Source organism: Rhizobium sp. 1399, assembly GCF_031455475.1.
Lineage (GTDB): Bacteria > Pseudomonadota > Alphaproteobacteria > Rhizobiales > Rhizobiaceae > Rhizobium.
In genome coordinates this window covers 1,051,908-1,075,463 of record NZ_JAVDSU010000001.1, presented here as the reverse complement: position 1 = coordinate 1,075,463, position 23,556 = coordinate 1,051,908, and the positions used below count along the sequence as shown (strand labels likewise).

General features: G+C 61.9%; 22 protein-coding genes. 3 read left to right on the top strand and 19 right to left on the bottom strand.

The window, feature by feature from the left end; translation table 11 throughout:
* Positions 1–48 precede the first annotated feature (48 nt).
* A complete protein-coding gene (locus J2X71_RS05565; RefSeq protein WP_007813909.1) occupies positions 49–465 on the bottom strand; it encodes a MarR family winged helix-turn-helix transcriptional regulator in 417 nt (138 codons plus the stop codon).
* Between the two features lie 424 nt (positions 466–889).
* Between J2X71_RS05565 and polA the strand changes: the two genes are divergently transcribed.
* Together polA and J2X71_RS05555 are read left to right on the top strand one after the other, a co-directional pair.
* Positions 890–3,889, top strand: coding sequence for a DNA polymerase I (polA, locus tag J2X71_RS05560; RefSeq protein ID WP_310379856.1), 3,000 nt, complete (start codon positions 890–892; stop codon positions 3,887–3,889).
* Between the two features lie 275 nt (positions 3,890–4,164).
* The gene (locus J2X71_RS05555; RefSeq protein ID WP_310379854.1) at positions 4,165–6,558 is read left to right on the top strand and encodes a DNA translocase FtsK; all 2,394 of its coding nucleotides are present in this window, start codon (positions 4,165–4,167) and stop codon (positions 6,556–6,558) included.
* A 15-nt stretch (positions 6,559–6,573) separates the two neighbouring features.
* Here J2X71_RS05555 and J2X71_RS05550 read toward each other — a convergent pair whose 3' ends face one another.
* The 15 genes from J2X71_RS05550 to phnG form a co-directional block, all read right to left on the bottom strand.
* Positions 6,574–7,080: a GrpB family protein gene (locus J2X71_RS05550; RefSeq protein ID WP_310379852.1), complete on the bottom strand. Its 507-nt coding sequence runs from the start codon at positions 7,078–7,080 to the stop codon at positions 6,574–6,576.
* 19 nt (positions 7,081–7,099) lie between these two features.
* Entirely contained in the window at positions 7,100–7,696 is a 597-nt protein-coding gene (gene phnN / locus J2X71_RS05545; RefSeq protein WP_310380092.1) for a phosphonate metabolism protein/1,5-bisphosphokinase (PRPP-forming) PhnN, read from the bottom strand.
* The gene (locus J2X71_RS05540; RefSeq protein ID WP_310379850.1) at positions 7,696–8,835 is read right to left on the bottom strand and encodes an alpha-D-ribose 1-methylphosphonate 5-triphosphate diphosphatase; all 1,140 of its coding nucleotides are present in this window, start codon (positions 8,833–8,835) and stop codon (positions 7,696–7,698) included. Before J2X71_RS05540 ends, phnN begins: the two co-directional genes overlap by 1 nt.
* Before the next feature lie 13 nt (positions 8,836–8,848).
* Positions 8,849–9,544, bottom strand: coding sequence for a DUF1045 domain-containing protein (locus tag J2X71_RS05535; RefSeq protein WP_310379848.1), 696 nt, complete (start codon positions 9,542–9,544; stop codon positions 8,849–8,851).
* 139 nt (positions 9,545–9,683) lie between these two features.
* Complete coding sequence (phnE, locus tag J2X71_RS05530) at positions 9,684–11,030, bottom strand: phosphonate ABC transporter, permease protein PhnE (RefSeq protein ID WP_310379846.1); 1,347 nt, start codon at positions 11,028–11,030, stop codon at positions 9,684–9,686.
* A 7-nt stretch (positions 11,031–11,037) separates the two neighbouring features.
* Entirely contained in the window at positions 11,038–12,003 is a 966-nt protein-coding gene (gene phnE, locus J2X71_RS05525; protein ID WP_310379844.1) for a phosphonate ABC transporter, permease protein PhnE, read from the bottom strand.
* A 165-nt stretch (positions 12,004–12,168) separates the two neighbouring features.
* Positions 12,169–13,077, bottom strand: a complete 909-nt coding sequence (gene phnD / locus J2X71_RS05520) for a phosphonate ABC transporter substrate-binding protein (protein WP_310379841.1) — start codon at positions 13,075–13,077, stop codon at positions 12,169–12,171.
* 87 nt (positions 13,078–13,164) lie between these two features.
* A complete protein-coding gene (gene phnC, locus J2X71_RS05515) occupies positions 13,165–14,010 on the bottom strand; it encodes a phosphonate ABC transporter ATP-binding protein (RefSeq protein ID WP_310380091.1) in 846 nt (281 codons plus the stop codon).
* 118 nt (positions 14,011–14,128) lie between these two features.
* Positions 14,129–14,746, bottom strand: coding sequence for a DapH/DapD/GlmU-related protein (locus tag J2X71_RS05510; RefSeq protein ID WP_310379839.1), 618 nt, complete (start codon positions 14,744–14,746; stop codon positions 14,129–14,131).
* A complete protein-coding gene (gene phnL, locus J2X71_RS05505) occupies positions 14,743–15,453 on the bottom strand; it encodes a phosphonate C-P lyase system protein PhnL (RefSeq protein ID WP_310379837.1) in 711 nt (236 codons plus the stop codon). Before phnL ends, J2X71_RS05510 begins: the two co-directional genes overlap by 4 nt.
* Positions 15,454–15,458: 5 nt before the next feature.
* Positions 15,459–16,235, bottom strand: a complete 777-nt coding sequence (gene phnK / locus J2X71_RS05500; RefSeq protein WP_113320523.1) for a phosphonate C-P lyase system protein PhnK — start codon at positions 16,233–16,235, stop codon at positions 15,459–15,461.
* Complete coding sequence (locus J2X71_RS05495) at positions 16,232–17,107, bottom strand: alpha-D-ribose 1-methylphosphonate 5-phosphate C-P-lyase PhnJ (protein ID WP_310379833.1); 876 nt, start codon at positions 17,105–17,107, stop codon at positions 16,232–16,234. Before J2X71_RS05495 ends, phnK begins: the two co-directional genes overlap by 4 nt.
* A complete protein-coding gene (locus tag J2X71_RS05490) occupies positions 17,104–18,210 on the bottom strand; it encodes a carbon-phosphorus lyase complex subunit PhnI (RefSeq protein ID WP_310379831.1) in 1,107 nt (368 codons plus the stop codon). Before J2X71_RS05490 ends, J2X71_RS05495 begins: the two co-directional genes overlap by 4 nt.
* Before the next feature lie 4 nt (positions 18,211–18,214).
* Positions 18,215–18,823 carry a phosphonate C-P lyase system protein PhnH gene (gene phnH / locus J2X71_RS05485; protein WP_310379830.1) on the bottom strand — a complete coding sequence of 203 codons (609 nt, stop codon included), beginning with the start codon at positions 18,821–18,823 and terminating at the stop codon, positions 18,215–18,217.
* The gene (phnG, locus tag J2X71_RS05480; RefSeq protein ID WP_310379828.1) at positions 18,823–19,299 is read right to left on the bottom strand and encodes a phosphonate C-P lyase system protein PhnG; all 477 of its coding nucleotides are present in this window, start codon (positions 19,297–19,299) and stop codon (positions 18,823–18,825) included. The genes phnH and phnG overlap by 1 nt, the downstream gene beginning before the upstream one ends.
* A 151-nt stretch (positions 19,300–19,450) precedes the next feature.
* Here phnG and phnF point away from each other — a divergent pair, with 151 nt between their 5' ends.
* Positions 19,451–20,188, top strand: a complete 738-nt coding sequence (gene phnF / locus J2X71_RS05475; protein WP_310379826.1) for a phosphonate metabolism transcriptional regulator PhnF — start codon at positions 19,451–19,453, stop codon at positions 20,186–20,188.
* Positions 20,189–20,245: 57 nt separating this feature from the next.
* Here phnF and J2X71_RS05470 read toward each other — a convergent pair whose 3' ends face one another.
* The 3 genes from J2X71_RS05470 to J2X71_RS05460 are packed head-to-tail and all read right to left on the bottom strand — an operon-like array spanning position 20,246 to position 23,534.
* Entirely contained in the window at positions 20,246–20,881 is a 636-nt protein-coding gene (locus J2X71_RS05470; RefSeq protein WP_029616445.1) for a 2,3-bisphosphoglycerate-dependent phosphoglycerate mutase, read from the bottom strand.
* A 22-nt stretch (positions 20,882–20,903) separates the two neighbouring features.
* Positions 20,904–21,728, bottom strand: coding sequence for a 4-hydroxy-tetrahydrodipicolinate reductase (gene dapB / locus J2X71_RS05465; RefSeq protein ID WP_310379823.1), 825 nt, complete (start codon positions 21,726–21,728; stop codon positions 20,904–20,906).
* Positions 21,729–21,746: 18 nt separating this feature from the next.
* The gene (locus tag J2X71_RS05460; RefSeq protein WP_310379821.1) at positions 21,747–23,534 is read right to left on the bottom strand and encodes an ABC transporter ATP-binding protein; all 1,788 of its coding nucleotides are present in this window, start codon (positions 23,532–23,534) and stop codon (positions 21,747–21,749) included.
* Between the last annotated feature and the right edge of the window lie 22 nt (positions 23,535–23,556).

Genomic DNA, 23,556 nt, shown 5'->3' with positions numbered 1-23,556 from the left:
AGGCCCAGGTAATAAAGCTCAAGCGCAACCGCGCCGCCCCGGAGCGATTCAGAGTGCCTTGGCGTTGTTGATGAGGCGCCGGATATATTCGAGCATCAGCTCCCGCTCGAAGACTCGAAAGCCCTTGAAGAGCGCAAGATCGGCCTCGCGTGCCGTATCGATGGCCTCAGCCTCCATCGCCTTGGCTTTCTCGGAGAGGAAGATCAGTTGGGCGCGTTTGTCGGTTGGGTGTGGGCGCCGCTCGATCAGCCCGTCGCGCACCATGCGGGAGAGCGTGTTGGCCATCGTCGCTTGTTCGATATCGACGCGCTCCAGAAGCTGCTTCTGGGTGAGCCCGTCTTCGGCCCAAAGTTCCAGAAGTATGGGGAACTGGCCGGGAGAAAAACCGAGTCCTGCCGCGCGCTGATGTAGCGAGCGGGCAAAACCCTTGGCCAGCTGGCTGGCAAGGTAGGCACCGGAATCCATTCGATTAAATCCCATGATTGTAAATTAGGCTCAAAATCGTGCAGTAGACAATGCAACAAATCGCATACGATCCATCAAAACATATGCGGCAAGCTCTTAAATTTTCGAGAGGTGAAGCGCCTGGCTGAAAAACAAAGCCGCCATGGCCTGGAGGATGGCCATGGCGGCTTGAAAATGGGGACAAAGGCCCGGAGAGGGGGATGAGGCCTTTGTCCAAGCCTGACGCGGCGGGGGACAAGCCGGCTATCAGACCCGCGGCGCGATCAAACGCCGGTAGGTGTGATTTGTGATTGAGAATGTGGTTTTTCAAGGGAAAGAGAAAAAACCGCCTATTACAAATTGGTAACAGTTTGGTGAGGCGGAATCTTTTTGCGCACCCAAGTTTATATGGACCTTGAAAGGCCGCCGCGCTATCCATGCTGCCATGAAAAAAGGCGATCACCTCTTCCTTATCGACGGTTCGGGTTTCATCTTCCGGGCCTTTCACGCTTTGCCCCCGCTGACACGCAAATCCGACGGCCTGCCGGTCGGCGCCGTCTCCGGTTTCTGCAACATGCTTTGGAAGCTGCTGAGAGATGCACGCGGTACCGATGTGGCTGCCACGCCCACCCATCTTGCCGTCATTTTCGACTACTCGTCGAAGACCTTCCGCAAGGATCTCTATGACGCCTATAAGGCGAACCGTTCGGCGCCGCCCGAAGAGCTGGTGCCGCAGTTCGGCCTGATCCGCGAAGCGACGCGCGCTTTCAATCTGCCTTGCATCGAGACGGAAGGTTTCGAGGCCGACGATATTATCGCGACCTATGCCCGCGAGGCCGAAGCTGTCGGCGCCGATGTGACGATCGTCTCCTCCGACAAGGATCTGATGCAGCTCGTCACCTCGAATGTCCACATGTACGACAGCATGAAGGACAAGCAGATCAGCATCCCCGATGTCATCGAGAAATGGGGTGTGCCGCCGGAAAAGATGATCGACCTGCAGGCGATGACCGGCGATTCCGTCGACAATGTTCCCGGCATCCCCGGCATAGGCCCGAAGACGGCCGCCCAGCTTCTCGCTGAATATGGCGATCTCGATACGCTTCTCGAGCGTGCCCATGAGATCAAGCAGGAAAAGCGCCGCCTGACCATTCTCGAAAACATCGACAAGGCAAAGCTCTCCCGCGAGCTGGTGCGGCTTCGCACCGACGTACCGCTGGAACTCGATCTCGACGCGCTCGTCCTGGAACCACAGAATGGCCCCAAGCTGATCGGTTTCCTGAAGACCATGGAGTTCACGACGCTGACGCGTCGTGTCGCGGAATTCTGCAATTGCGATGCCAGTGAGATCGAGCCAGCCTTCGTGAAGATCGAATGGGGTGCGGATGCGCATGGCCCGGATCTCGACGCCGAGGAGCCGAAGCCTGTCGCCGGCGCTGTGCCTGACATAGGTGGGGAAGCCGTCGCCGTTCCGCCGCGCGCGAAAGCGAAGACCGCGGTCGAAGGCACGTTTGCGCCTGCGGATCTTGCCAAGGCACGTGCGGAGGCCTTTGCGAGCCTGCCGTTCGACCATTCCTCCTATGTGACGATCCGCGACCTTGCGACCCTCGACCAATGGATCGCCGATGCCAGGGATACCGGCCTCGTCGCCTTCGATACGGAAACGACCTCGCTCGACGCCATGCAGGCCGAGCTCGTCGGTTTCTCGCTGGCGATTGCCGACAACACCGCCGATCCGACCGGCACGCGGATCCGCGCTGCCTATGTGCCCATCAACCACAAGACGGGTGTCGGTGATCTGCTCGGTGGCGGTCTCGCCGACAACCAGATCCCGATGGGCGATGCGCTGTCGCGGCTGAAGGCGCTGCTGGAGGATGAATCGATCCTCAAGGTGGCGCAGAACCTGAAGTATGACTACCTGCTGATGAAGCGTTACGGCATCGAGACGAAGAGTTTCGACGATACGATGCTGATATCCTACGTGCTCGATGCCGGCACCGGCGCGCATGGCATGGACCCGCTGTCGGAAAAGTTCCTCGGCCACACGCCGATCGCCTACAAGGATGTCGCCGGCTCCGGCAAGTCGAACGTTACCTTCGACCTCGTCGATATCGAGCGCGCGACACACTATGCCGCCGAAGACGCCGAAGTGACGCTGCGTCTCTGGATGGTGCTGAAGCCGCGCCTTGCCGCGACCCAGCTGACGCGCGTCTATGAGCGCCTCGAACGTCCGCTCCTGCCGGTTCTGGCTCGGATGGAAGCGCGCGGCATCACGGTCGACCGACAGATCCTTTCGCGCCTCTCGGGCGAACTGGCCCAGGGTGCAGCCAGATACGAGGATGAAATCTATCAGCTTGCCGGCGAGAGGTTCAATATCGGCTCTCCCAAGCAGCTTGGCGACATCCTGTTCGGCAAGATGGGTCTTGCCGGTGGCACCAAGACCAAGACCGGCCAGTGGTCGACCTCGGCAAGCGTGCTGGAAGACCTGGCGGCAGCCGGCTTCGAGCTGCCCCGCAAGATCGTCGACTGGCGCCAGCTCACCAAGCTGAAGTCTACCTACACGGATGCGCTTCCGGGTTACATCCATCCGGAAACGAAGCGGGTGCACACCTCCTATTCGCTGGCATCGACGACAACAGGCCGTCTTTCTTCCTCGGAGCCGAACCTTCAGAACATTCCGGTGCGCACCGCCGAAGGCCGCAAGATCCGCACCGCCTTCATTTCGTCGCCGGGTCACAAGCTGATCTCGGCCGACTATAGCCAGATCGAGCTGCGCGTGCTTGCCCATGTCGCCGAAATCCCGCAGCTCGTGCGCGCCTTCGAAGACGGCATCGACATCCATGCGATGACCGCTTCCGAAATGTTCGGCGTGCCGGTCGGGGGCATGCCGGGCGAAGTGCGCCGCCGCGCCAAGGCCATCAACTTCGGCATCATCTACGGCATCTCGGCCTTCGGCCTTGCCAACCAGCTTTCCATCGAGCGTTCGGAAGCCGGCGACTACATCAAGAAATATTTCGAACGCTTCCCCGGCATCCGCGATTACATGGAAAGCCGCAAGCAGATGGCCCGTGACAAGGGCTATGTCGAAACGATCTTCGGTCGCCGAATCAATTATCCGGAAATCCGCTCGTCGAATCCTTCCGTCCGCGCCTTCAACGAACGTGCTGCCATCAATGCGCCGATCCAGGGCTCGGCCGCCGATGTCATCCGCCGCGCCATGATCAAGATCGAGCCGGCGCTTGCCGAGGCCGGCCTTGCCGATCGGGCCCGCATGCTCTTGCAGGTGCACGATGAATTGATCTTCGAGGTCGAAGACGAGGATGTCCAAAAGGCGATGCCGATCATCGTCTCTGTCATGGAAAACGCCACCTCGCCGGCGCTTGAAATGCGTGTGCCGCTTCGCGTCGACGCCCGCGCTGCCACCAATTGGGACGAAGCGCACTAAAGCATGTCGCGCAAAAGTGTGTAGCGGTTTTGCGCCAACGACATGCGAAAACGAAAGCCTAAAGTGCGGCAAGCGAATCTGAAAGATCGCGACGCGCTTTAGGCGCTTCGTCAGATTACCCCAAAGATTTTTCCTGAAGAGTCAAATCTCTGAAACCAATGAGGTTTCGTCTTTTTGGTCGTCCCGGAACGAGACGGCTGGAAGGAACTTATTAATCTTCATTTCCTATCCGGAAGGATGTCAGAATTTACCAAGCGTGAGTGAGTAACTGTCGCATGCGTTTTCCTAGAACCAATTTGACGGATGCCGGAGATTTCTCCTCCGGACTTGAGGCTGAACATCCCGTGGAAAATGCACCCGTGGAATATGAAGGCGAAAAGCCGGTGCCGCCACTCTGGCAGAGCAATTTCTCGCTCGCCCCGAACGTCCGCTTCACCCGCACGCCGGAAACGCTGATCAGCAAGCGCCGCGCGCCGGAAGAGCCAGGTCGTGAGGAAATCGTTGTGCCTCCCTCGCAGGCCGTAGCAGCGCCGCAACCCTTAGCAGCACCGCAGATGCGCGCGCCGATCACGGTGAACGTACCCTTCGATATCTATCTGCCCGAAGTGGCCGAACCGATCGCCGCGCCGCCGCCGGAACCTCAGCCGCAGCCCGTTGCCGCAATTCCCGTCGAAACCACGCTACGCGCAGCGACGGAGCTTTCCTCCATTTCGGATTTCGCCTTCTGGGAAGTCATGGCCTTCGAGGAGACGGATGTCGGTCCGTCGCGTACCCCGGTCATCGCATTGCAGCAGGCCGAACCCGAATCGATCACCTCGCGCTTCCGCATCATGGAGTGGCGCCCGGGCCGGCATAATCCGGCGCCGGTGGCACCGCGCGCAACGCTGCCGGTTACACCCGCGCAAGTCCGCCCCGCACGTCCTCCGGCAGTGCGCGTTGCGCAGGCTCCGGTCGCTCCAACACCGGTCGCTCAGGCTCCGATAGCTCAGGCCCCAGTAGTTCAGGCCCCAGTAGTTCAGCCGCCTGTGGTTCAGTCGAACCAGGCACCGGCAGATGTCCGGCCCGCGTCGCGTGTCGAGATCGCCGCATCTGCGCTGTCCCCGGTTCGCCCGGCTCGCATGACCGTCGAGAAGGTCGATGCATCGGGCTACGAATTCCCGCCGCGCGCCCTGTTGCAGGAGCCGCCGGAGCGGCTCGGCGAGATCATGTCGCAGGAAACGCTCGAGCAGAATGCCGGCCTCCTGGAAAGCGTGCTGGAGGATTTCGGCATCAAAGGCGAGATCATCCATGTCCGCCCCGGTCCGGTCGTCACCCTCTATGAATTCGAGCCGGCGCCGGGCGTAAAATCATCCCGCGTCATCGGCCTTGCCGATGATATCGCCCGCTCCATGTCGGCACTCTCTGCCCGTGTTGCTGTCGTCCCCGGCCGCAACGTCATCGGCATCGAACTGCCGAATGCGACGCGCGAAACCGTCTATTTCCGCGAGATGATCGAAAGCGACGATTTCGATAAGAGCGGCTACAAGCTGGCCCTCGGCCTCGGCAAGACCATCGGTGGCGAGCCCGTGATCGCCGAACTCGCCAAGATGCCGCATCTGCTCGTCGCCGGCACCACCGGCTCGGGCAAATCCGTCGCCATCAACACCATGATCCTGTCGCTGCTCTACCGCATGACGCCGGAACAGTGCCGCCTGATCATGGTCGATCCCAAGATGCTGGAACTCTCCGTCTATGACGGCATTCCCCACCTGCTGACGCCTGTCGTCACCGATCCCAAGAAAGCCGTCATGGCGCTGAAATGGGCGGTACGCGAGATGGAGGAGCGCTATCGCAAGATGTCGCGCCTCGGCGTGCGCAATATCGACGGCTACAACGGCCGCGTCTCCCTGGCCCGCGAAAAGGGCGAGACCATCCATATCATGGTCCAGGTTGGCTTCGACCGGCAGACCGGTGCGCCGATCGAGGAGCAACAGGAGCTGGACCTCGCGCCGATGCCCTATATCGTCGTCATCGTCGACGAAATGGCCGACCTGATGATGGTCGCCGGCAAGGAGATCGAAGGGGCGATCCAGCGTCTGGCGCAGATGGCCCGTGCCGCCGGCATCCATCTCATCATGGCAACCCAGCGTCCTTCGGTCGATGTCATCACCGGCACGATCAAGGCGAACTTCCCGACCCGCATTTCCTTCCAGGTCACCTCGAAGATCGACAGCCGCACGATCCTTGGCGAACAAGGCGCCGAACAGCTGCTCGGCCAGGGCGACATGCTGCATATGCAGGGCGGCGGCCGCATCTCCCGTGTCCACGGCCCCTTCGTTTCCGACGCGGAAGTCGAAAAGGTCGTGGCACACCTGAAGACGCAGGGCCGGCCGGAATATCTCGATACGGTCACGGCCGGCGAGGACGAAGAAGGCGAGGATGAAGAGGACGGCGCCGTCTTCGACAAGAGCGCCATGGGCGCCGAGGATGGCGACGAGCTTTACCAGCAGGCCGTCAAGGTCGTCATGCGCGACAAGAAGTGCTCGACCTCCTACATCCAGCGCCGTCTCGGCATCGGCTATAACCGCGCCGCCTCGCTGGTCGAGCGCATGGAGAAGGAAGGGCTGGTCGGCCCGGCAAACCATGTCGGCAAGCGTGAAATTGTCTCGGGGCGTGGCGACGGCGAATAATCGGAGCGCGGCTGGTTATCCCTCCTCAGAGGCCAGCCGCAGCGTCTCGAGCACAAAGTCACGCTTGCCGCCGGTATAATAATCCCAATCGTCATTTGCCTCGCTCATGAGCGTCATCTTGAGGGCGGCATAGGCATTCGCTCGTTCCGTGTGCGAGCGCAGATAGTCGCGAAACGCGATCCGGTCTCGCAAAACGGCATTATCCGTCGAGCAGACGTAGAGTCGCGCGCCGTACGAGCCCTTGCCGCTGGTGAAGGTCCAGGTCTGCTGCTGGTACTTGTCGCCATGGAAGGTGTAGGCGCCGAGCGATTGCACACGTTCGATCGCCTCGGGAAGCGCATCCGCATTCTCAAAGGCGGCGTGCAGGTCGATCTTCGGCTTGGCCGCCAGTCCGGGGACGGATGTGCTGCCGACATGATGAAAGACGGGGGTGAGATCGGCGAGAAACGGCTCAAGCTCGCCGACGATCTGACGGAAGAGAGACGGCCATTCCGGGTCATAGTCGATGACCTGAATGGCCATTCTCATCTCCTCATCTTGTTCAGACGATTTCCTTCAGGAAGCCGTCCAGGAGATCGATCATCTTGCGCTCGGCCTCTTCCAGCGAGTCGCTGTTGTCGAGCTCCACGACATCGTAATCGCCGCGCACCGTCAGCGGGCCGCGGGCGAGGCGGGCCATGATGTCCTCGTGCGTCTCGCGGCCGCGCGCTTCCAGGCGGCTGGCCAGCACTTCCGGGCGGGCCGTCACATTGATGACTTTCAGCCGCGGGAAGGCGGCCTGGAAACGGTGCAGCGCCGAACGCGAACCGTTCGCAACGACAATGTGGCCCTTGGAAAGTGCGACGGAAACCTCCGCCGGAATGGCGTATTTGAGACCATGCGCTTCCCACCAGACGGCAAAGGCACCGGACTGCTCCATCGATGCGAATCCCGCATCCGAAACGGCGAGATGATCCTCCCCGCCGGCATCGCCTTCACGGGTGATGACGCGGCGGGCAAAATGCACGTCCTCCCGGCGATCGAAATGCCGGGCCGCAAGGTTCATCAGCGTGTCCTTGCCAGCCCCGCTCGGACCGACGACGACGACCATGATGCCGCGTTCGGCACCGGCGCCCGGATGGGGTTCGTGTGACATCATCATGCGACACGGCGTCCTTCACGCCAGACGGAACGGGTCACCGGCACGCCGTGCGAGCGGTGGACGCGGACGAGATCGGCACGCAGGCCGGTTTCGATGCGGCCGCGATCGTTGAGGCTGACGGTGCGTGCTGGCGTTGCCGTCACCATTGCAATTGCCTTCGACAAAGTAATGCCCTCAACCTCGTCGGCAAGAATGAAGGGCGCATGCAGCAGGCTGAGTGGCACATAGTCGGACGAAAGCACGTCGAGAACGCCGAGCTGCGCCAGATCACGCGCGGCGATATTGCCGGAGTGCGATTTGCCGCGCACGATGTTCGGCGCGCCCATGAGCACGCTCATGCCGTTTTCATGCGACAGCCGGGCTGCGTCGATGCTGGTCGGGAATTCGGCCAGGCGCACGCCGTTTTCAATCGCCTCATCGACATGGGCAGATGTGGCATCGTCATGGCTTGCGACGGTGATTCCGCGTTCGGCGCAGACCTTGGAGATCGCGTCACGATTTGGCGTCGAATTGCGATCGGACTCGGCGATGCGTCTGGCGCAGAAGCGGGCGAACTCCTCATCGGAAAGACCGCGCTTCTTCTGATAGTAAAAGACGTACTGGTCCATTGTCTGGAACTGGCGCTGGCCGGGCGCATGATCCATCAGCGAGACGAGACGAACATAAGGGTCGTTTTCGAAATCGGCGAAGTGCTGCAGCACGTTGTCGGCCGAAACCTCGCAGCGCAGATGGACGAGATGCTCGGCGCGCAGGCGCCCTTCCTTTTCGGCGGACTGGATGGCGTCGGCCATCTCGCGCATTTCGCCGTGCTCGAAGCCACCGTCTTCATCAGCACCCATGCGCAGGCAGTCGAAGACCGTGGTGATGCCCGAGGTGACGATCTGCGCGTCATGGGCCTGTATCGCCGCCGTCTTGTTCCAGCGGATGCCCGGACGCGGCGAATAGTGGCCTTCCAGATGGTCTGTGTGCAGCTCGACGAGGCCAGGAATGACGTAGTCGCCCTCAAAGTCTTCGCCGGCTACCGAACTGCCTCCCGAGATATCGGCGATCTTGCCGTCACGGATGAGAATGGAGCCCGAAAGAATATCGTCCTCGAGAACGATACGGGCGTTTGAGAGAACGGTTTCTTTGCTCATGTCAGAAAATCTTTCAGCTTTTGGCGCCAGCAAGAGGCAGCCATGTGTGGACTTTGAAAGGCGCGCCGCGCGCCTCCTCGCTAAAGACGGCAAGGCCGGAAATGCGAAGCGGCCTGCCGGTAAAAGCTGCGAAACGCTCCGTCAGGATCGCCTTCATCACTTCCGCGCGCTCTTCCGGCACCTGCCCGGTCAGCGTCATGTGGAAGCCGAAGTCATCCATGACATATGGATAGCCCCAGCGCATGAGATTATTGCGCTGGCTCTCAGAGAGCCTTTCCGGTTTGCGCCTGATAATATCGGCCTCGGAGAGTGCCGCCCGGAATGGTTCGAAAGACTTTACCACCTTTGCCGCGAAATCCTGAAGCGGTTGGTGCAGCGAACCCGGCACAAGCGCGAAGAAGCGACCAAGCTGGCCGAGCACCAGCTCCGGGATTTCAAAGGCGGGCGTGTTGGCGGCGAAATCTTCGACGACCGCCATCAGGTCCTTTTCGGTCACGGAGGAGGCAAGCTCGAAGGGCGCCTTGATCGTCGCATGGAAGCCATAGCGGCGCGGATCGGCCGTCAGTTCGAATTGTTCATGAGCCGGCAGCGTCTCGTACTCGGGCGCAGGATAGGTCTCGTCGGTAAAGGCATTGCGGCCGAGCCAGACGGAGGCTGCATCCGTCAGGGGATCATCCTTGGACGGTGAAAAATAGAGAGCGTAGCGCAAGGCTTTTATCCTGGAGATCGTCCGAACGGGGAGGGCAATGTGCAGTGATTTGGCGGCAAACCGCAAGCACGCTCCGGCTAAAAGATTTCCATGACAGAATGATGATGACGGCAGGGCCGTCATCATCTTTTACTTGGGCTCAGTGACCGGCCTGGGTGCCCATCAGGCGATGGCGCAGCGCGTTCGATGCGGCGTCGAACAGGAAGACGACGATCAGGATCAGGATCACCATGTAGGCGACGTTTTCCCAGTTGGAATTGGTGCGCATGGCCTCCCAGAGCTTCAGACCGATACCGCCGGCGCCAACGGCGCCAATGATCGTCGCGCCGCGCACGTTTGATTCCCACTGGTAGAGCGTCTGGCTGACGATAACAGGAACGATCTGCGGCATGATGCCGTACCGATGAACGAGCACGGTCGAGGCGCCTGTCGATTTCACGCCTTCACGCGGCTTGTTGTCGATGTTCTCAAGGCCTTCCGAATAGAGCTTTCCGAGCGTGCCGGTCTCCGTGAGGAAGATGGCGCCGGAACCGGCAAGCGGACCCGGACCGAAGGCGCGCGTCAGGAAGAGGGCCCAGATCAGCATGTCAACCGAGCGCAGGAAATCAAAGGAGCGTTTCAGAGCCTGATTGAGGAACCTGTTCGGCGTGATGTTACGCGCCGCCATGAAGGCGAGCGGGAAGGCCGCGAGCGAGCCGAGCAGCGTGCCGAGGAAGGCCATCACAATGGTCTGGATGAGCTTGGTCCAGACGTCGCCATGCTGCCATTCGCTATTGTTCCAGATACTATCGAAGGCGAGTGACAGGTTCGACTGGTCGGGATGGATGCGGGGGCCGGAAACGATAAGGCTGATGACTTCGCCTGCCGGCTTGTCGAAAAAGGGCGACTGCGTGTCGAAGACAAAGTTCGCCCAGCCGATGAAGCGCTTGCGCACCTTCACGCGATCGACCGAGATGCTGACATCGCCGGCAAAGCCAAGATTGGCGAGCACGTTATCGTCATAGACCGTCATCCAGTTCGGAACCGGACCGACGACCTTCGGCGCGCCACTGGTAACGTCGACCGGCACCGTGACGCCATGGGCTGTGATCACCGTCTGGCTCTTGCTGACGGTCACCGTGCGGCCGCTGCCGCTGATGAGAACCGTGATGCTGCCATCGGCATTGGCCTTCACCCAGTCCGGATGCGGATCGTCGCCAAGCGGCGAAAAGCGCGGGTAACGTGTCTGGATGGTGCCATCATCCTCGAGACGGAATTCCGGCTGCACATCGTAGCTGATCCACTGGCTCATATAGATGCCGAAGCGTTCCCAATGGGCTTCGGCGATGACTTTCGGCAGGTCGAAGAACCAGACGGCGTAGCTGCCGTAGAGGATCGTCGCGAGAACGATCAGCAGGCCACCGAAACGCTGGCGAAAGGACCGGTGGAAATATTCCGGGTAGCGCGTTTCGATCTCATGCATGCGGTTTGCGTCGATTACCGTCATGGCGGCCTCAATGTTGCAGGAGGAAGGCGTGTTCGCCGACGAGCCGGCGGCGCAGCCAGGCGGAGAACTGGTCGACCGCGACAATCGTCACGAAGAGCAGCAGCACGAGCGCCACGGTCTTCGCGCCGAAACCGCGGGAAATGGAAAGCTTGAGTTCTTCACCGATACCGCCGCCGCCGACGGCGCCGATGATGGTCGATGCGCGCACGTTGATCTCGAGACGCAGCAGCGCATAGGACGCATAGTTCGGCATGACCTGCGGCAGAGCGGCGAAACGCACGCGCTCCAGCCAGTTCGCGCCGACGGCCCGCATGCCTTCGTCCGGTTTCATGTCGATGTTTTCGGCGACTTCATAGAAGAGCTTGCCGAGTGCGCCGATCGTATGGAGCGTGATCGCGATGATGGCCGCCACCGGTCCGATCGAGAGGATCGCCGAAAACAGGCCGGCGATGACGATTTCCGGGAAGGCGCGCAGGAATTCCATGATGCGCTTGGTGAGAATGCGCAAAGGCCAGTTCTTCGTCAGATTGCGGGCCGCAAAGAAGCTGAGCGGAACGGCGAAGACGAATGCGATGATGGTCGAAACGAGCGCGATATTGATCGTGACGATCATCAGCTCGAAATACTCGGGGATGTAGAAGCTGCCCCAGACATAGACGCGGCCATTGGCGAAATTGAATTCTTCGCCACCCTTGTCATTCGGGCTCGCAATATCGAAAAGCGCGCGCCAGACATCGGTCCAGTCTTTCGGAATGAGCCAGCTCAGGAAGTCGAAGAGGTGCGGAAGACGCTCGAAGAAATGACCGGCATTGCTCTCGTCGGCAAAGCGCACGGAGCTGACGAAAGCAACGATGAGGATCACCAGACCAAGAGCGGTATAGAAGCGCCGCCGGGCGATCATCTTGTCCCAGGCGGTAGCGATTTCCTTCGTGCTCTGCATCGGCACATGCTGCTGTGTATCGGCAATAGTCATGAACGCCTCGCCTACTGCATAATTCCTTAAATCGGGCTCGATTTAAGGATGAAATTATGCAGCAATTTAAAGTTCTACAGCGTCCTTTGCGCGTCTGACGCGCGGCGCTGTAGTCACAAGAAAAAGGGCGGCCGTTGCCGGCCGCCCCGTATACGGATGGCGCAATCAGCCGCCGATAGCAGCCTTACGAACCTCTACAACAGCGTTGTAGAAATCGTGCTTGACCGGGACATAGCCCTTGTAATCACCGCCTTCGACAGCAGCGAAGCACTTGTGGTCCTTCTCCGGCAGGGCCGTGAAGAAGGCGGCGATCTTCTTCTGCCACTCTTCGCCGAGAGCGTTGCGAACGACGAGCGGGCCGTTCGGGATCAGCGGCGAACGCCATACTTCAACAAGCTTGTTCGGATCGACGGCGCCCTTGTCGACTTCCTTGCGGAAGGTACCGGAGGTGTAGCCGTCCTTGAAGTCGCCGATGCCCGAGCTATCGTCAACGGCAACGTCGACCTTGCCGTCGTAGGCAGCGAGAAGGTTGTTCTCGTGTCCACCGTTGAACTGCGTGGAAGCGAAGAACTTGTCGTTCGGCATGCCCGTGTCCTTCGGGATCTGCGTCAGCGGAACGAGGTAGCCCGAGGTGGAGTCCGGATCGGCGTAGCCGAGCTTCTTGCCCTTGGCGTCCTTGATCGTCTTGATGCCGGAGGACTTCAGAGCGAGACCGATCGAGTAGTAACCCGTGGAGCCGTCCTTCTGCTGCGTCGTCAGGATCGGCGTAACAGCCTTCGGGTCCTTGATGTAAACGGATGCGTAGCCGGAAGCGCCGAGTTCAGCGAAGTCGAGCGTGCCGCCGAGGAGACCCTGGATGACGCCGTCATAGTCGGCGGCCGGGAAGAGCGAAACCTTCTCGAAGCCGAATTCCTGCTTCAGGTGGTCTGCAAGGCAGGCATAGTTGCGCAGGCGGTCGGTTTCGTTTTCGCCGCCGAGGATGCCGACGCGGAATTCCTTGAGGTCAGCGGCATTGGCAGCGCCGGCTGCGAGCGACAGCATCGCCGTCGCAGCAAAAAGTGCTTTCTTCAACATGGGTTCTCTCCTGAATGACCGGGGCTCGGTCGTTTTGTTAAGAAGAAATGTGCCCTTGACGCGGGCATTCGATCGCGGCCGTCCCTCTCACAGACCGGCCAGCGCCAGCGGTTGTGCGCCGGCGGATTGGTTTTCGGCTCCTTCCGGAGCCATGTTGATTGCTGTCGACGTCATCGTTTCGTCGATGCCCGCGCCATCCTTGTCCATGCCGTAGATTTCCTTCACGGCCTCGGTGGTCAGTTCGGAGGGCTTGCCGTCGAATACGACGCGGCCACCCGCCATGCCGACGATACGTTCGCAGTAGTTGCGGGCCGTATCGAGCGTATGCAGGTTGGTGATGACAGTAATGCCCTCGCGCTCGTTGATGTCACGCAGCGCATCCATGACGATCTTTGCATTCAAGGGGTCGAGCGAAGCGATCGGCTCGTCGGCCAGAACCATCTTCGGGTTCTGCATCAGCGCGCGGGCAATGGCGACGCGCTGCTGCTGGCCGCCCGAAAGCGTGCCGGCAGCCTGCAGTGCCGTCTGCTCGATGCCGAGGCGCTCGAGCGCTGCGATGGCCTGGATGCGCTCTTCACGGGTGAAGACGTTGAGCAGGCTGAGGATCGTCGAGCGATGGTTCAGGCGGCCGAGCATGACGTTGGTGAGTACGTCGAGGCGCGCCACGAGGTTGAACTGCTGGAAGATCATCGCGCAGTCGCGCTGCCAGTTGCGCAGCGCCTGGCCGCGAAGGCCGGAAACCTCGACACCACCAAAATGGATGGTGCCGGAGGAGGGTTCCTGCAGGCGGTTGATCATGCGCAGGAGCGTGGACTTGCCGGCGCCGGAACGGCCGATGATGCCGACCATCTGGCCTTGCGGAATGTCCAGCGTTACGGAATCAACAGCGAGCTTCTTTCCGAACCGGCGTGTGACATTCCTCAGCTCGAACATCATGCTCTTCCTTCGCATTGCAGGCTTGCTTCTGGGATCGCATTAGTCCCGCTTGATGAACCTCGCGTGTCAGTTTTGTGTAAGTCCTGTCACAATTCTCCGCACCGCAATATTGGGCTCAGCCGCCGTACCGGGAGAGGAAGTCTTCGGCGCCCAGCGCCCGGAAATCCGCCAGTGCTTCGCGCAGCCGGTCGTGTTCCCAGTCCCACCAGGCAAGCCCGTCCATGCGCTCGCCAACCTCTTTCGGAAAGCGCTCGCGGATGAGCTTGGCCGGCACGCCGCCAACGATCGTGTAGGGAGCGACATCCTTCGAGACGACCGCGCCCGCGCCGATCACGGCCCCGTTGCCGACCGTCACACCGGGCAGGATCGTAGCACCATGGCCGATCCAGACATCATTGCCGATCACGACGCGGTTGGAGCGGCGCCATTCGAAGAATTCCGTCTCCATGTCGGCATCCGGCCAGTAGTCGACGGCGCGATAGGTGAAGTGGTGCAGCGTCGCACGCCAGGTCGGATGGTTGGTGGCGTTGATGCGCACCGCGGCGGCGATGTTGACGAACTTGCCGATCGTCGCGCACCAGATGGAGCCGTCCTGCATGATGTAGGAATAGTCGCCGAACTCCGCCTCGCTGATGCGGCAGCGCTCGGAAACTTCCGTATAGCGGCCGAAGGTCGAATTGGAGACGGAGGCGGTCTCGTGAAAATAGGGCTCGTTGCCCAGTTTGCGGCTCATGCTGCGATTGCCTTTCGCGGAGAGAATTGCTGAACGTCGAGAATGCGGTCGGCGGCTGCCTCGCGCACTTCCTCATCGTGGAAGATACCGAGCAGGGCGACGCCGGCCTTCTTCTTTTCCTCGATCATGCCGACGACGACGGCCCGGTTCTTCGCGTCGAGCGAGGCGGTCGGCTCGTCGAGCAGCAGAATCGTGTGATCGGTGATGAAGCCGCGGGCAATGTTGACGCGCTGCTGCTCGCCGCCGGAGAAGGTGGCGGGCGGCAGCTGCCAGAGCGCTTCCGGCAGGTTGAGTTTTTCCAGCAGGGCGGCGGCCTTTTCCCTGGCGCTGGCGGCAGCTTCACCACGTGCGAGCAGCGGCTCGGCGACGACGTCGAGTGCCGCAACGCGTGGCACGGTGCGCAGGAACTGGCTGACATAGCCGAGCGTCTGGCGCCGCACGTCGAGAATGGTGCGCGGGTCGGCGGCGGCGAGGTCGACGATCTTACCCTTGTGGTTGACGAGGATCTGGCCGGTATCGACGGCATAATTGCCGTAGATCATCTTGAGCAGCGAGCTTTTGCCGATGCCCGACGGGCCGCCGAGCACGACACATTCGCCTGACGCCACCGAGAAGGAGACATCCGAGACGACCGGCAGCTTGATGCCGTCGCGCAGGTGCATGATGAAGCTCTTGGCGACTTCTGAAACGACGAGGGGCGTTGCCATGGTTCTTAAACCTGCAGGATCGAGGAAACGAGGAGCTGGGTGTAGGGCTCGCGCGGGTCATCGAGCACGCGGTCGGTCAGACCCTGCTCGATGACGAAGCCGTCCTTCATCACCATCATGCGATGGGAGAGAAGGCGGGCGACGGCGAGATCATGCGTGACGATGATGGCCGACAGGCCGAGATCGTTGACGAGACCGCGCACCAGATCGAGCAGACGTGCCTGCACTGATACGTCGAGACCGCCGGTCGGCTCATCCATGAAGACGAGGCGTGGGCCGGTGACGAGATTGCGGGCGATCTGCAGGCGCTGGCGCATGCCGCCGGAAAAGGCGCGAGGCTGGTCGTCGATGCGGTCGGCGTCGATCTCGACGCGCTCCAGCCAGTCGAGGGCGGTGGAGCGGATCTTGCCGTAGTGCCGGTCGCCGATCGCCATCAGGCGTTCGCCGACATTGGCGCCGGCCGAAACCGTCATGCGCAGCCCGTCAGCCGGGTTCTGATGCACGAAACCCCAGTCGGTACGCATCAGGAAGCGGCGCTCGGCCTCGTTCATGTGGTAGAGGTCGCGGTAGGTGCCGTCACGCATGTGGTACTCGACACTGCCAGTGGTCGGCATCAGCCGGGTGGAAATGCAGTTCAGCAGCGTCGTCTTGCCCGAGCCGGATTCGCCGACAATGGCGAGCACTTCACCAGGCCACAGCTCGAAGGAGACGTTCCGGCAGCCGATGCGGTTGCCGTAGAACTTCGAGAGGTCGTTGACTTTGAGAAGCGGTGTTTCGGTCATTCTGCAGCCTCCCGGGCCAGCATTTCGCCGGCATGTCCGTGCGCGCGGCGGTCTTCGCAATGGTCGGTATCGGAGCAGACGAACATGCGCCCGCCCTTGTCGTCGAGGATCACCTCGTCGAGATAGACGTCCTCTGCGCCGCAGAGCGCGCAGGGCTTGCCGAAGCGCTGGATTTCGAAGGGATGGTCTTCGAAATCAAGGCTGACGACGTCGGTATAGGGCGGCACGGCATAGATGCGCTTTTCGCGGCCGGCGCCGAACAGCTGCAGCGCTTCGGACTTGTGCATCTTCGGATTGTCGAATTTCGGCGTCGGCGAGGGATCCATGACATAGCGGCCGTTGACCTTGACCGGATATGCATAGGTCGTGGCGATACGGCCGTTGCGGGCGATATCCTCGTAGAGCTTCACATGCATGAGGCCGTATTCTTCCAGCGCATGCATTTTGCGTGTCTCGGTCTCGCGCGGTTCGAGGAAGCGCAGCGGTTCCGGGATCGGCACCTGGTAGACGAGAACCTGGCCGGCTCCGAGCTTTTCCTCCGGGATGCGGTGGCGCGTCTGGATGATCGTCGCGTCCTTGGTGTGGGTCGTGACGGCGACATTGGTGACCTTCTGGAAGAAGGCGCGGATGGAGACGGCGTTCGTCGTGTCGTCCGCACCCTGGTCGATGACCTTGAGAACGTCGTCAGGTCCGATGATAGCGGCCGTCACCTGCACACCGCCGGTGCCCCAGCCGTAGGGCATCGGCATTTCGCGGGAAGCAAAGGGCACCTGATAGCCGGGAATGGCGATCGCCTTCAGGATCGCCCGGCGGATCATGCGCTTGGTTTGTTCGTCGAGATAGGCGAAATTGTAGGTGGCGAGATCACTCATTCGGCGGCCTCCTTTTGGGTCTCGCCGCTGTTGCGGGCGGCTTCGAATTCGCGGCGCATGCGGCGGACGAGGTCAAGTTCAGCCTGGAAGTCCACATAGTGCGGAAGCTTCAGGTGCTCGACGAAGCCGGTCGCCTGCACATTGTCGGAATGGGAAATGACGAATTCCTCGTCCTGTGCCGGCGCGGTAATGTCCTCGCCGAGCTCTTCAGCCCGCAATGCGCGATCCACCAGCGACATGGCCATGGCCTTGCGCTCGCTCTGGCCGAAGACCAGGCCGTAGCCGCGGGTGAATTGCGGCGGCGCCTTGGCAGACCCCTTGAACTGGTTGACCATCTGGCACTCGGTGAGCTGGATCGTGCCAAGCGATACGGCAAAGCCAAGCTCCGGCACGTCGAATTCCACCTCGACCTCGCCGATGCGGATTTCACCGGTGAAGGGGTGGTTGCGGCCGTAGCCGCGCTGGGTGGAATAGCCGAGCGCCAGAAGGAAGCCTTCGTCGCCGCGGGCAAGCGCCTGCAGGCGAAGATCGCGGGTCATCGGGAATTCCATCGGCTCGCGCGTCAGGTCGCCCGTCTGGTGGTCTTCAGGGAGCTCGCCATCGTTTTCGATCAGCCCTTCCTGGCCGAGGATTTCGGAGACGCGCATGACGCGGCCGGCTTCCGCCTCGCGCTGCGCCGGCTCTTCCACGGTCTCGTCGGAGAGCAGCGAGGGGTCGAGCAGGCGGTGCGTATAGTCGAAAGTCGGGCCGAGTAGCTGGCCGCCCGGGAGGTCCTTGTAGGTGGCGGAGATGCGCCGTTCGATCTGCATATTGGCCGTATCGAGCGGCTTCGAATAGCCGAAGCGCGGCAGCGTCGTGCGGTAGGCGCGCAGCAGGAAGATCGCCTCGATCATGTCGCCGCGCGACTGGCGCACGGCAAGTGCGGCAAGCGTGCGGTCGTAGAGCGAGGCTTCGGCCATGACGCGATCGACGGCGAGAGCAAGCTGTTCGACGATCTGCTCGATGCCGATCGCCGGCACGGAGCGGTCGCCACGCCGGCGGTCAGCGAGCAGGCGGTGGGCATTGGCGATGGCGGCCTCGCCACCCTTGACGGCAACATACATGAGCTCAGATCTCCGTTGCTGTGATCTTTGTGGTGCGCGGCAGGCAGAGGAAACGCTTGCCCGCCGTCAGCACGATGTCGATGCCGCGCGGGAAGAGGGCGCGGTTCTCAGTCCACAGGCGCAGGAACGTTTCCGGCAGGCCGACAGGCGCGATCTCGATCACGCTCTGGATGCCCGGCCCCATCAGCGCCAGGCGGCGCCCGCCTTCGAGATCGGCAAGCTCGATCACCACTGTCGTGGAGCGATCGGGATATTCCTGCGTGCCGGCGGCAAACAGGCCGAAGGTGGAAAGCATCGTGCCGGCCTCGACGAAGGCGAAGCGCGCCTCGGCCTTTTCGGTGGTCAGCGGTGCGCCGGTGTGGAAGCCAAGCCATTCCGGGATCGCCGATCTGGCAAGTCCGGCCGAAAGCCAGACGGGCGTGTCATGGTCGCAGAGCGTCAGGCCGATCGCGCCGGCGGCAATGCCAAGCGGCGCGGGCGCCGTCACATCGGCTGCGACCGTCTGGATCGTGCCGGGCCGGGCCATGCCGTCCATCAGCATCTTGAATACGCTCTGGGCCTCGAATACCGGCTCGGCAAAGCCGCCGGTCAGAACATCGGTCTTGGCGCTCATCAGTTGTCTCCCCGCACCATGGTGAAGAAATCGACGCGGGTCGCAGCCGTCTCCTCGGCCTTGAGACCGGCCTCGGCGGCAATGCGGCTTGATATCGGCGACAGCAGCCTGTCCTCGACGAAGCCCTTGGTGGCCTCCTCCTGCCAGAGCGCATCGAAGATCGCGCAAAGCCGTGCCTTCTCGCGGTCGGTGCCGAGCGCCTGCGCATGGCCGACGGAGCCGGAGGCAAGGCGCACTGTCGCGCGCGTCACTGTGACCTCGCCGAGATTGAAGGGCGCGCCGCCGCCGCCGATGCGGCCGCGAACCATGACGAGACCCGTTTCCGGGCCGCGCACCGGCTGTGCCGCCGGCTTTTCGGCAAGCGCATCCCACGCCGCCAGCAATTCTTGCCTCTCAGCGCGCGCCAGCAGATCGACGGTGCGTTTGCGTCCGTTGTCTGTCTGCGCCGCAGCGTCTGCCTTCTCTGCTGCCGTCATCGTTTTTTCCTCGAAATGTCTATTGATATAGACAACCATACAAGCTATACCTATCCCTAAATCGGCGAGGTGACAAGCGTGTGACACGACGCGTCCAAATTGGCCGAGCCTGAAGATGAATTCGGGTCGAAGATGAGCTGGCAGGGGTGCAATGGCAGGCATGAAGCAGGTGCAGCGGCAGACGGGCGTGGCGCTCTGGCGGCAGATCGCGGACAGGATCCGCGAGGCGATCAGCAGCGGCGCCTATGACGAAACGGGCATGGTGCCGCCGGAAACCGTTCTGGCGCTGCAGTTCGGCGTCAACAGGCATACGGTCCGCAGCGCGTTGGCCGCGCTCGCCCAGGAAGGCATCGTGCGTGCGGTGCAGGGCCGCGGCACACTGATCGAGCGCAAGGAACGCCTGAATTTTCCGATCAGCCGCCGCACCCGCTTTACCGATGGTCTGGGCGACCAGGCGCGCGAGACGCACTCGCTCCTGCTCGGCCACGCGGAAGAGGCGGCCAATACCGAAGTGGCCCGCTGGCTTCGCATCGAACCGGGCACGCCGGTCATCCGGCTGGAAACAGTGCGCGATGCGGACAGGCGGCCTGTCGCGCGCGGCACGAGCTGGTTTCCGGCAGCGCGCTTTCCCGGCCTCGTCGAGACCTATCGCCAGACCGAGTCCGTCACCAAGACTTTCGCAGCACTTGGCCTGTCGGACTATGTGCGCGCCACGACCGAGATCACCGCCGCCCACGCCGATTCCGGCGACCTCGCCGATCTGGAGCTGACGCCGGGTGCCGTGCTGCTGATCACCAAGGCGATGAATACCGATCTGGACGGCGTGCCAGTCCAATATTCGATCAGCCGTTTCGCGGCAGACCGCGTCCAGTTCACCATCGAGAACTGAAAACGAAAAAGGCCGGGCGCGAGCCCGGCCTCAAACCTTATCGATGCCTGATCACACTCAGTGCGCGCCGGACATGTCGCCGAGCACTTCCTTGGAAGCGACGGTGGAATCTGCCTTCAGCTTGTAGACCATGGGCACGCCGGTCGCCAGATTCAGCGAAAGAACCTGCTCGCGGGTGAGGCGGTCGAGAACCATGACGAGCGAACGCAGCGAATTGCCGTGCGCGGCAACCAGCACCTTTTCGCCGCGCAGCACGCGCGGAAGGATTTCCGTCAGATAGTAAGGCCAGACGCGGGCGCCGGTGTCGCGCAGGCTTTCGCCGCCCGGAGGCGGAACGTCATAGGAGCGGCGCCAGACATGCACTTGCTCTTCGCCCCACTTGGCGCGGGCGTCGTCCTTGTTGAGGCCGGAGAGATCGCCGTAGTCGCGCTCGTTGAGTGCCTGGTCGCGGATCGTCTCGAGATTAGGCTGACCGACCTTGTCGAGGACAAGCTTCAGCGTGTGCTGCGCGCGCACCAGTGCGGAGGTGAAGGCGATATCGAACTTGATGCCGTAGTCGGCAAGCGCCTGGCCGCCGGTCGTGGCTTCCTGGATGCCGAGCTCGGTCAGGTCGGGGTCCTTCCAGCCGGTGAAGAGATTCTTGAGATTCCAGTCGCTCTGGCCGTGGCGAACGAGGACGAGGGTACCGCTCATGAAAAATGCCTCCGAGAAATGGTCAATGGGAAGAAAGCCCGAGAACGTCGAGCATGGAATAGAGCCCCGGTTTCTTGTCGCGCGCCCAAAGGGCTGCCTTGATGGCGCCGCGCGCAAAAATCGAACGGTCGGTTGCGCTATGCGAAAGTGTGACGGTCTCGCCTTCGCCGGCAAAGAGCACCGAATGCTCGCCGATGACTGAGCCGCCGCGCAGCGTCGCAAAGCCGATCGTGCCGGCTTCCCGCGGCCCGGTATGGCCGTCGCGCACACGTACGGATTTCGAGCCGAGATCGATGCTGCGGCCCTTCGCAGCTGCCTCGCCGAGCAGCAATGCGGTTCCAGAGGGCGCATCGACCTTGCGCTTGTGATGCATTTCGAGAATTTCGATATCCCAGTCGGCGGGATCGAGCGCCTGAGCCGCCTGCTGTACGAAAACGCTGAGCAGGTTGACCCCGAGACTCATATTGCCCGACTGGACGATGCGGGCATGGCGCGAGGCGGCCGCAATCTTTGCGTTGTGCTCATCGGAGCAGCCGGTCGTGCCGACGACATGAACGATGCGCGCCTGCGCCGCCAGTCCGGCAAATTCCACACTGGTGGCGGGCGATGTGAAGTCCAGCACGCCCTCGGCATGCAGGAACGCTGCCAAGGGATCGTCGCTGATGATGACACCATTGGCGCCGAGACCGGCGATTTCACCAGCATCCTTGCCGACGAAGGGCGAGCCCGGCCGCGCGACCGCTGCATGCAGTGTTGCGCCGTCGATGGAATGGATGAGACGGATGAGCGTCTGTCCCATGCGCCCTGCCGCTCCGACCACAACCAGTTTCATCGCAGCGTCGCTCATGTCAGTCCGTCATCCCGATCAGTATGAATCAGAAGCCGAAGGCCTCTGCAGATTGTTGAGGCGAGCGTAAAGTCCGTCGCTGACCTTCGCAAGCGTCTCGTGATTGCCTTCTTCGACGACGCGGCCCTGCTGCATCACGATGATCTTGTCGGCGCGCACCACGGTCGAAAGCCGGTGGGCGATAACGACGACGGTGCGGCCGGTCATGGCTTCGTCGAGCGCCTTCTGCACGGCTGCTTCCGATTCCGTATCGAGCGCCGAGGTCGCCTCGTCGAGAAGCAGGATCGGCGCGTTGCGCACCAAAGCGCGGGCGATCGACAGCCGCTGGCGCTGGCCGCCGGACAATGTCACGCCGTTTTCGCCGACGGGCGTATCATAGCCCTGTGACTGCGCGACGATGAAGTCATGCGCATAGGCAAGCCGCGCTGCCTTCTCGATATCCTCGTCCGTGGCTTCCGGACGGCCGTAACGGATATTGTCGCGGATCGTGCCTTCAAAGAGGTAAGGCTGCTGCGAGACATAGGCGAGCTGCTGGCGCAGCGAACGCTTGGTGATATGGGCGATATCCTGTCCGTCGATCAAGATCTCGCCGCCCTTCGGATCGTAGAAGCGCGGAATGAGGCTGATGACGGTGGACTTACCGGCGCCGGACGGACCGACGAGCGCCGTCGTCTTGCCGCCCTCGGCCGTCAGCGTCACGCCGTCAAGCACGCTTTCATTGCCATAGGCAAAGGAGACGTTGCGGAATTCGATCTTTGCTTCGGTGACAACAAGTGGCTTGGCATCCGGCAGGTCGCGCTGGCGCGTTTCCATGTCGAGCAACTCGTAGATCATCCGGGCGTTGACGACGGCGCGCTCCATCTGCACCTGCAGGCGGGCAAGACGTCGGGCCGGATCGTAAGCGAGCAGCAGTGCCGTGACGAAGGAGAAGAAGGCGCCCGGCGGCACGCCCTGATAGATCGAGCGATAGGCGGCATAGGCAAGCACGCTCGCGACGGCAAAGCCCGCAAAGCTCTCCGTCAGCGGCGAGGTGCGCTCGGAAAGCCGCGCGATGCGGTTTGCCCGGCCCTCGGCAGCGCCGATCAGCTTGTTGACCTTCTTCTCCAGTGCCTCTTCCATCGTGAAGGCCTTGACGATGGAAATGCCCTGGATCGTCTCCTGCATGGCGCCGAGAACATGGCTGTTGAGGTCGACGGCCTCGCGAGTGGCCGAGCGCAGCCGCTTGGAAACGTAGCGTAGCGCATAAAGCAGCGGCGGCGCCAGAATGAAGACGGCAAGGCTCAGCAGCGGATCCTGAACGACCATGACGCCGATCAGCGAGACGAAGGTGAGGAGGTCACGCACGGTCGACGTGATTGTGAGGTTCAATACGTCGCGGATACCGGTAACGTTCTGGCTCACCTGGGCCGCGATATGGGCGGAGCGAGACTCGTTGAAGTAGCCGACGGAGAGCGTCATCAGGTGCGAATAGATCCGTCGCTGATAGCGCGCAACGATATCGTTGCCGATCCTTGAAAGGGCAACGCCTTGCCCGTAGCTCGCAAAACCGCGCAGCATGAAAGCGATGAAGATCGAAAGACAGATGATCCAGACGACGTCCGCACGCCTGTTGGCGAAGGCCTCGTCAATGATCGCCCGCATGATCCAGGCCGTGAATGCCGTCGAAAGCGCTATGACGACAAGGCAGGAGATCGCGAAGACATAGCCCCAGAGATGGTCCCGGCCGTTTTCCGCAATGATGCGCTTCAGGATGCCCGTCACGGTATCGCTGTTGACATGTGGCTTTCTGCTGTCGGCGGCTTCCAAAAATAGGCTTCCTGTCTCGGGG

Excerpts from the sequence above, each read along its gene's own strand:
- phnD (WP_310379841.1), bottom strand. The coding sequence starts at position 13,077 with ATGTTGAAGAAAGCACTTTTTGCTGCGACGGCGATGCTGTCGCTCGCA.
- J2X71_RS05555 (WP_310379854.1), top strand. The coding sequence starts at position 4,165 with ATGCGTTTTCCTAGAACCAATTTGACGGATGCCGGAGATTTCTCCTCC.
- phnG (WP_310379828.1), bottom strand. The coding sequence starts at position 19,299 with ATGACGGCAGCAGAGAAGGCAGACGCTGCGGCGCAGACAGACAACGGA.
- phnE (WP_310379844.1), bottom strand. The coding sequence starts at position 12,003 with ATGACTATTGCCGATACACAGCAGCATGTGCCGATGCAGAGCACGAAG.
- J2X71_RS05495 (WP_310379833.1), bottom strand. The coding sequence starts at position 17,107 with ATGAGTGATCTCGCCACCTACAATTTCGCCTATCTCGACGAACAAACC.
- dapB (WP_310379823.1), bottom strand. The coding sequence starts at position 21,728 with ATGAGCGACGCTGCGATGAAACTGGTTGTGGTCGGAGCGGCAGGGCGC.
- J2X71_RS05490 (WP_310379831.1), bottom strand. The coding sequence starts at position 18,210 with ATGTATGTTGCCGTCAAGGGTGGCGAGGCCGCCATCGCCAATGCCCAC.
- J2X71_RS05510 (WP_310379839.1), bottom strand. The coding sequence starts at position 14,746 with ATGAGCCGCAAACTGGGCAACGAGCCCTATTTTCACGAGACCGCCTCC.
- J2X71_RS05550 (WP_310379852.1), bottom strand. The coding sequence starts at position 7,080 with ATGGCCATTCAGGTCATCGACTATGACCCGGAATGGCCGTCTCTCTTC.
- phnH (WP_310379830.1), bottom strand. The coding sequence starts at position 18,823 with ATGAGCGCCAAGACCGATGTTCTGACCGGCGGCTTTGCCGAGCCGGTA.
- phnK (WP_113320523.1), bottom strand. The coding sequence starts at position 16,235 with ATGACCGAAACACCGCTTCTCAAAGTCAACGACCTCTCGAAGTTCTAC.
- J2X71_RS05540 (WP_310379850.1), bottom strand. The coding sequence starts at position 8,835 with ATGAGCAAAGAAACCGTTCTCTCAAACGCCCGTATCGTTCTCGAGGAC.
- phnL (WP_310379837.1), bottom strand. The coding sequence starts at position 15,453 with ATGGCAACGCCCCTCGTCGTTTCAGAAGTCGCCAAGAGCTTCATCATG.
- J2X71_RS05565 (WP_007813909.1), bottom strand. The coding sequence starts at position 465 with ATGGATTCCGGTGCCTACCTTGCCAGCCAGCTGGCCAAGGGTTTTGCC.
- phnN (WP_310380092.1), bottom strand. The coding sequence starts at position 7,696 with ATGATGTCACACGAACCCCATCCGGGCGCCGGTGCCGAACGCGGCATC.
- polA (WP_310379856.1), top strand. The coding sequence starts at position 890 with ATGAAAAAAGGCGATCACCTCTTCCTTATCGACGGTTCGGGTTTCATC.
- phnC (WP_310380091.1), bottom strand. The coding sequence starts at position 14,010 with ATGTTCGAGCTGAGGAATGTCACACGCCGGTTCGGAAAGAAGCTCGCT.
- phnF (WP_310379826.1), top strand. The coding sequence starts at position 19,451 with ATGGCAGGCATGAAGCAGGTGCAGCGGCAGACGGGCGTGGCGCTCTGG.
- J2X71_RS05470 (WP_029616445.1), bottom strand. The coding sequence starts at position 20,881 with ATGAGCGGTACCCTCGTCCTCGTTCGCCACGGCCAGAGCGACTGGAAT.
- phnE (WP_310379846.1), bottom strand. The coding sequence starts at position 11,030 with ATGACGGTAATCGACGCAAACCGCATGCATGAGATCGAAACGCGCTAC.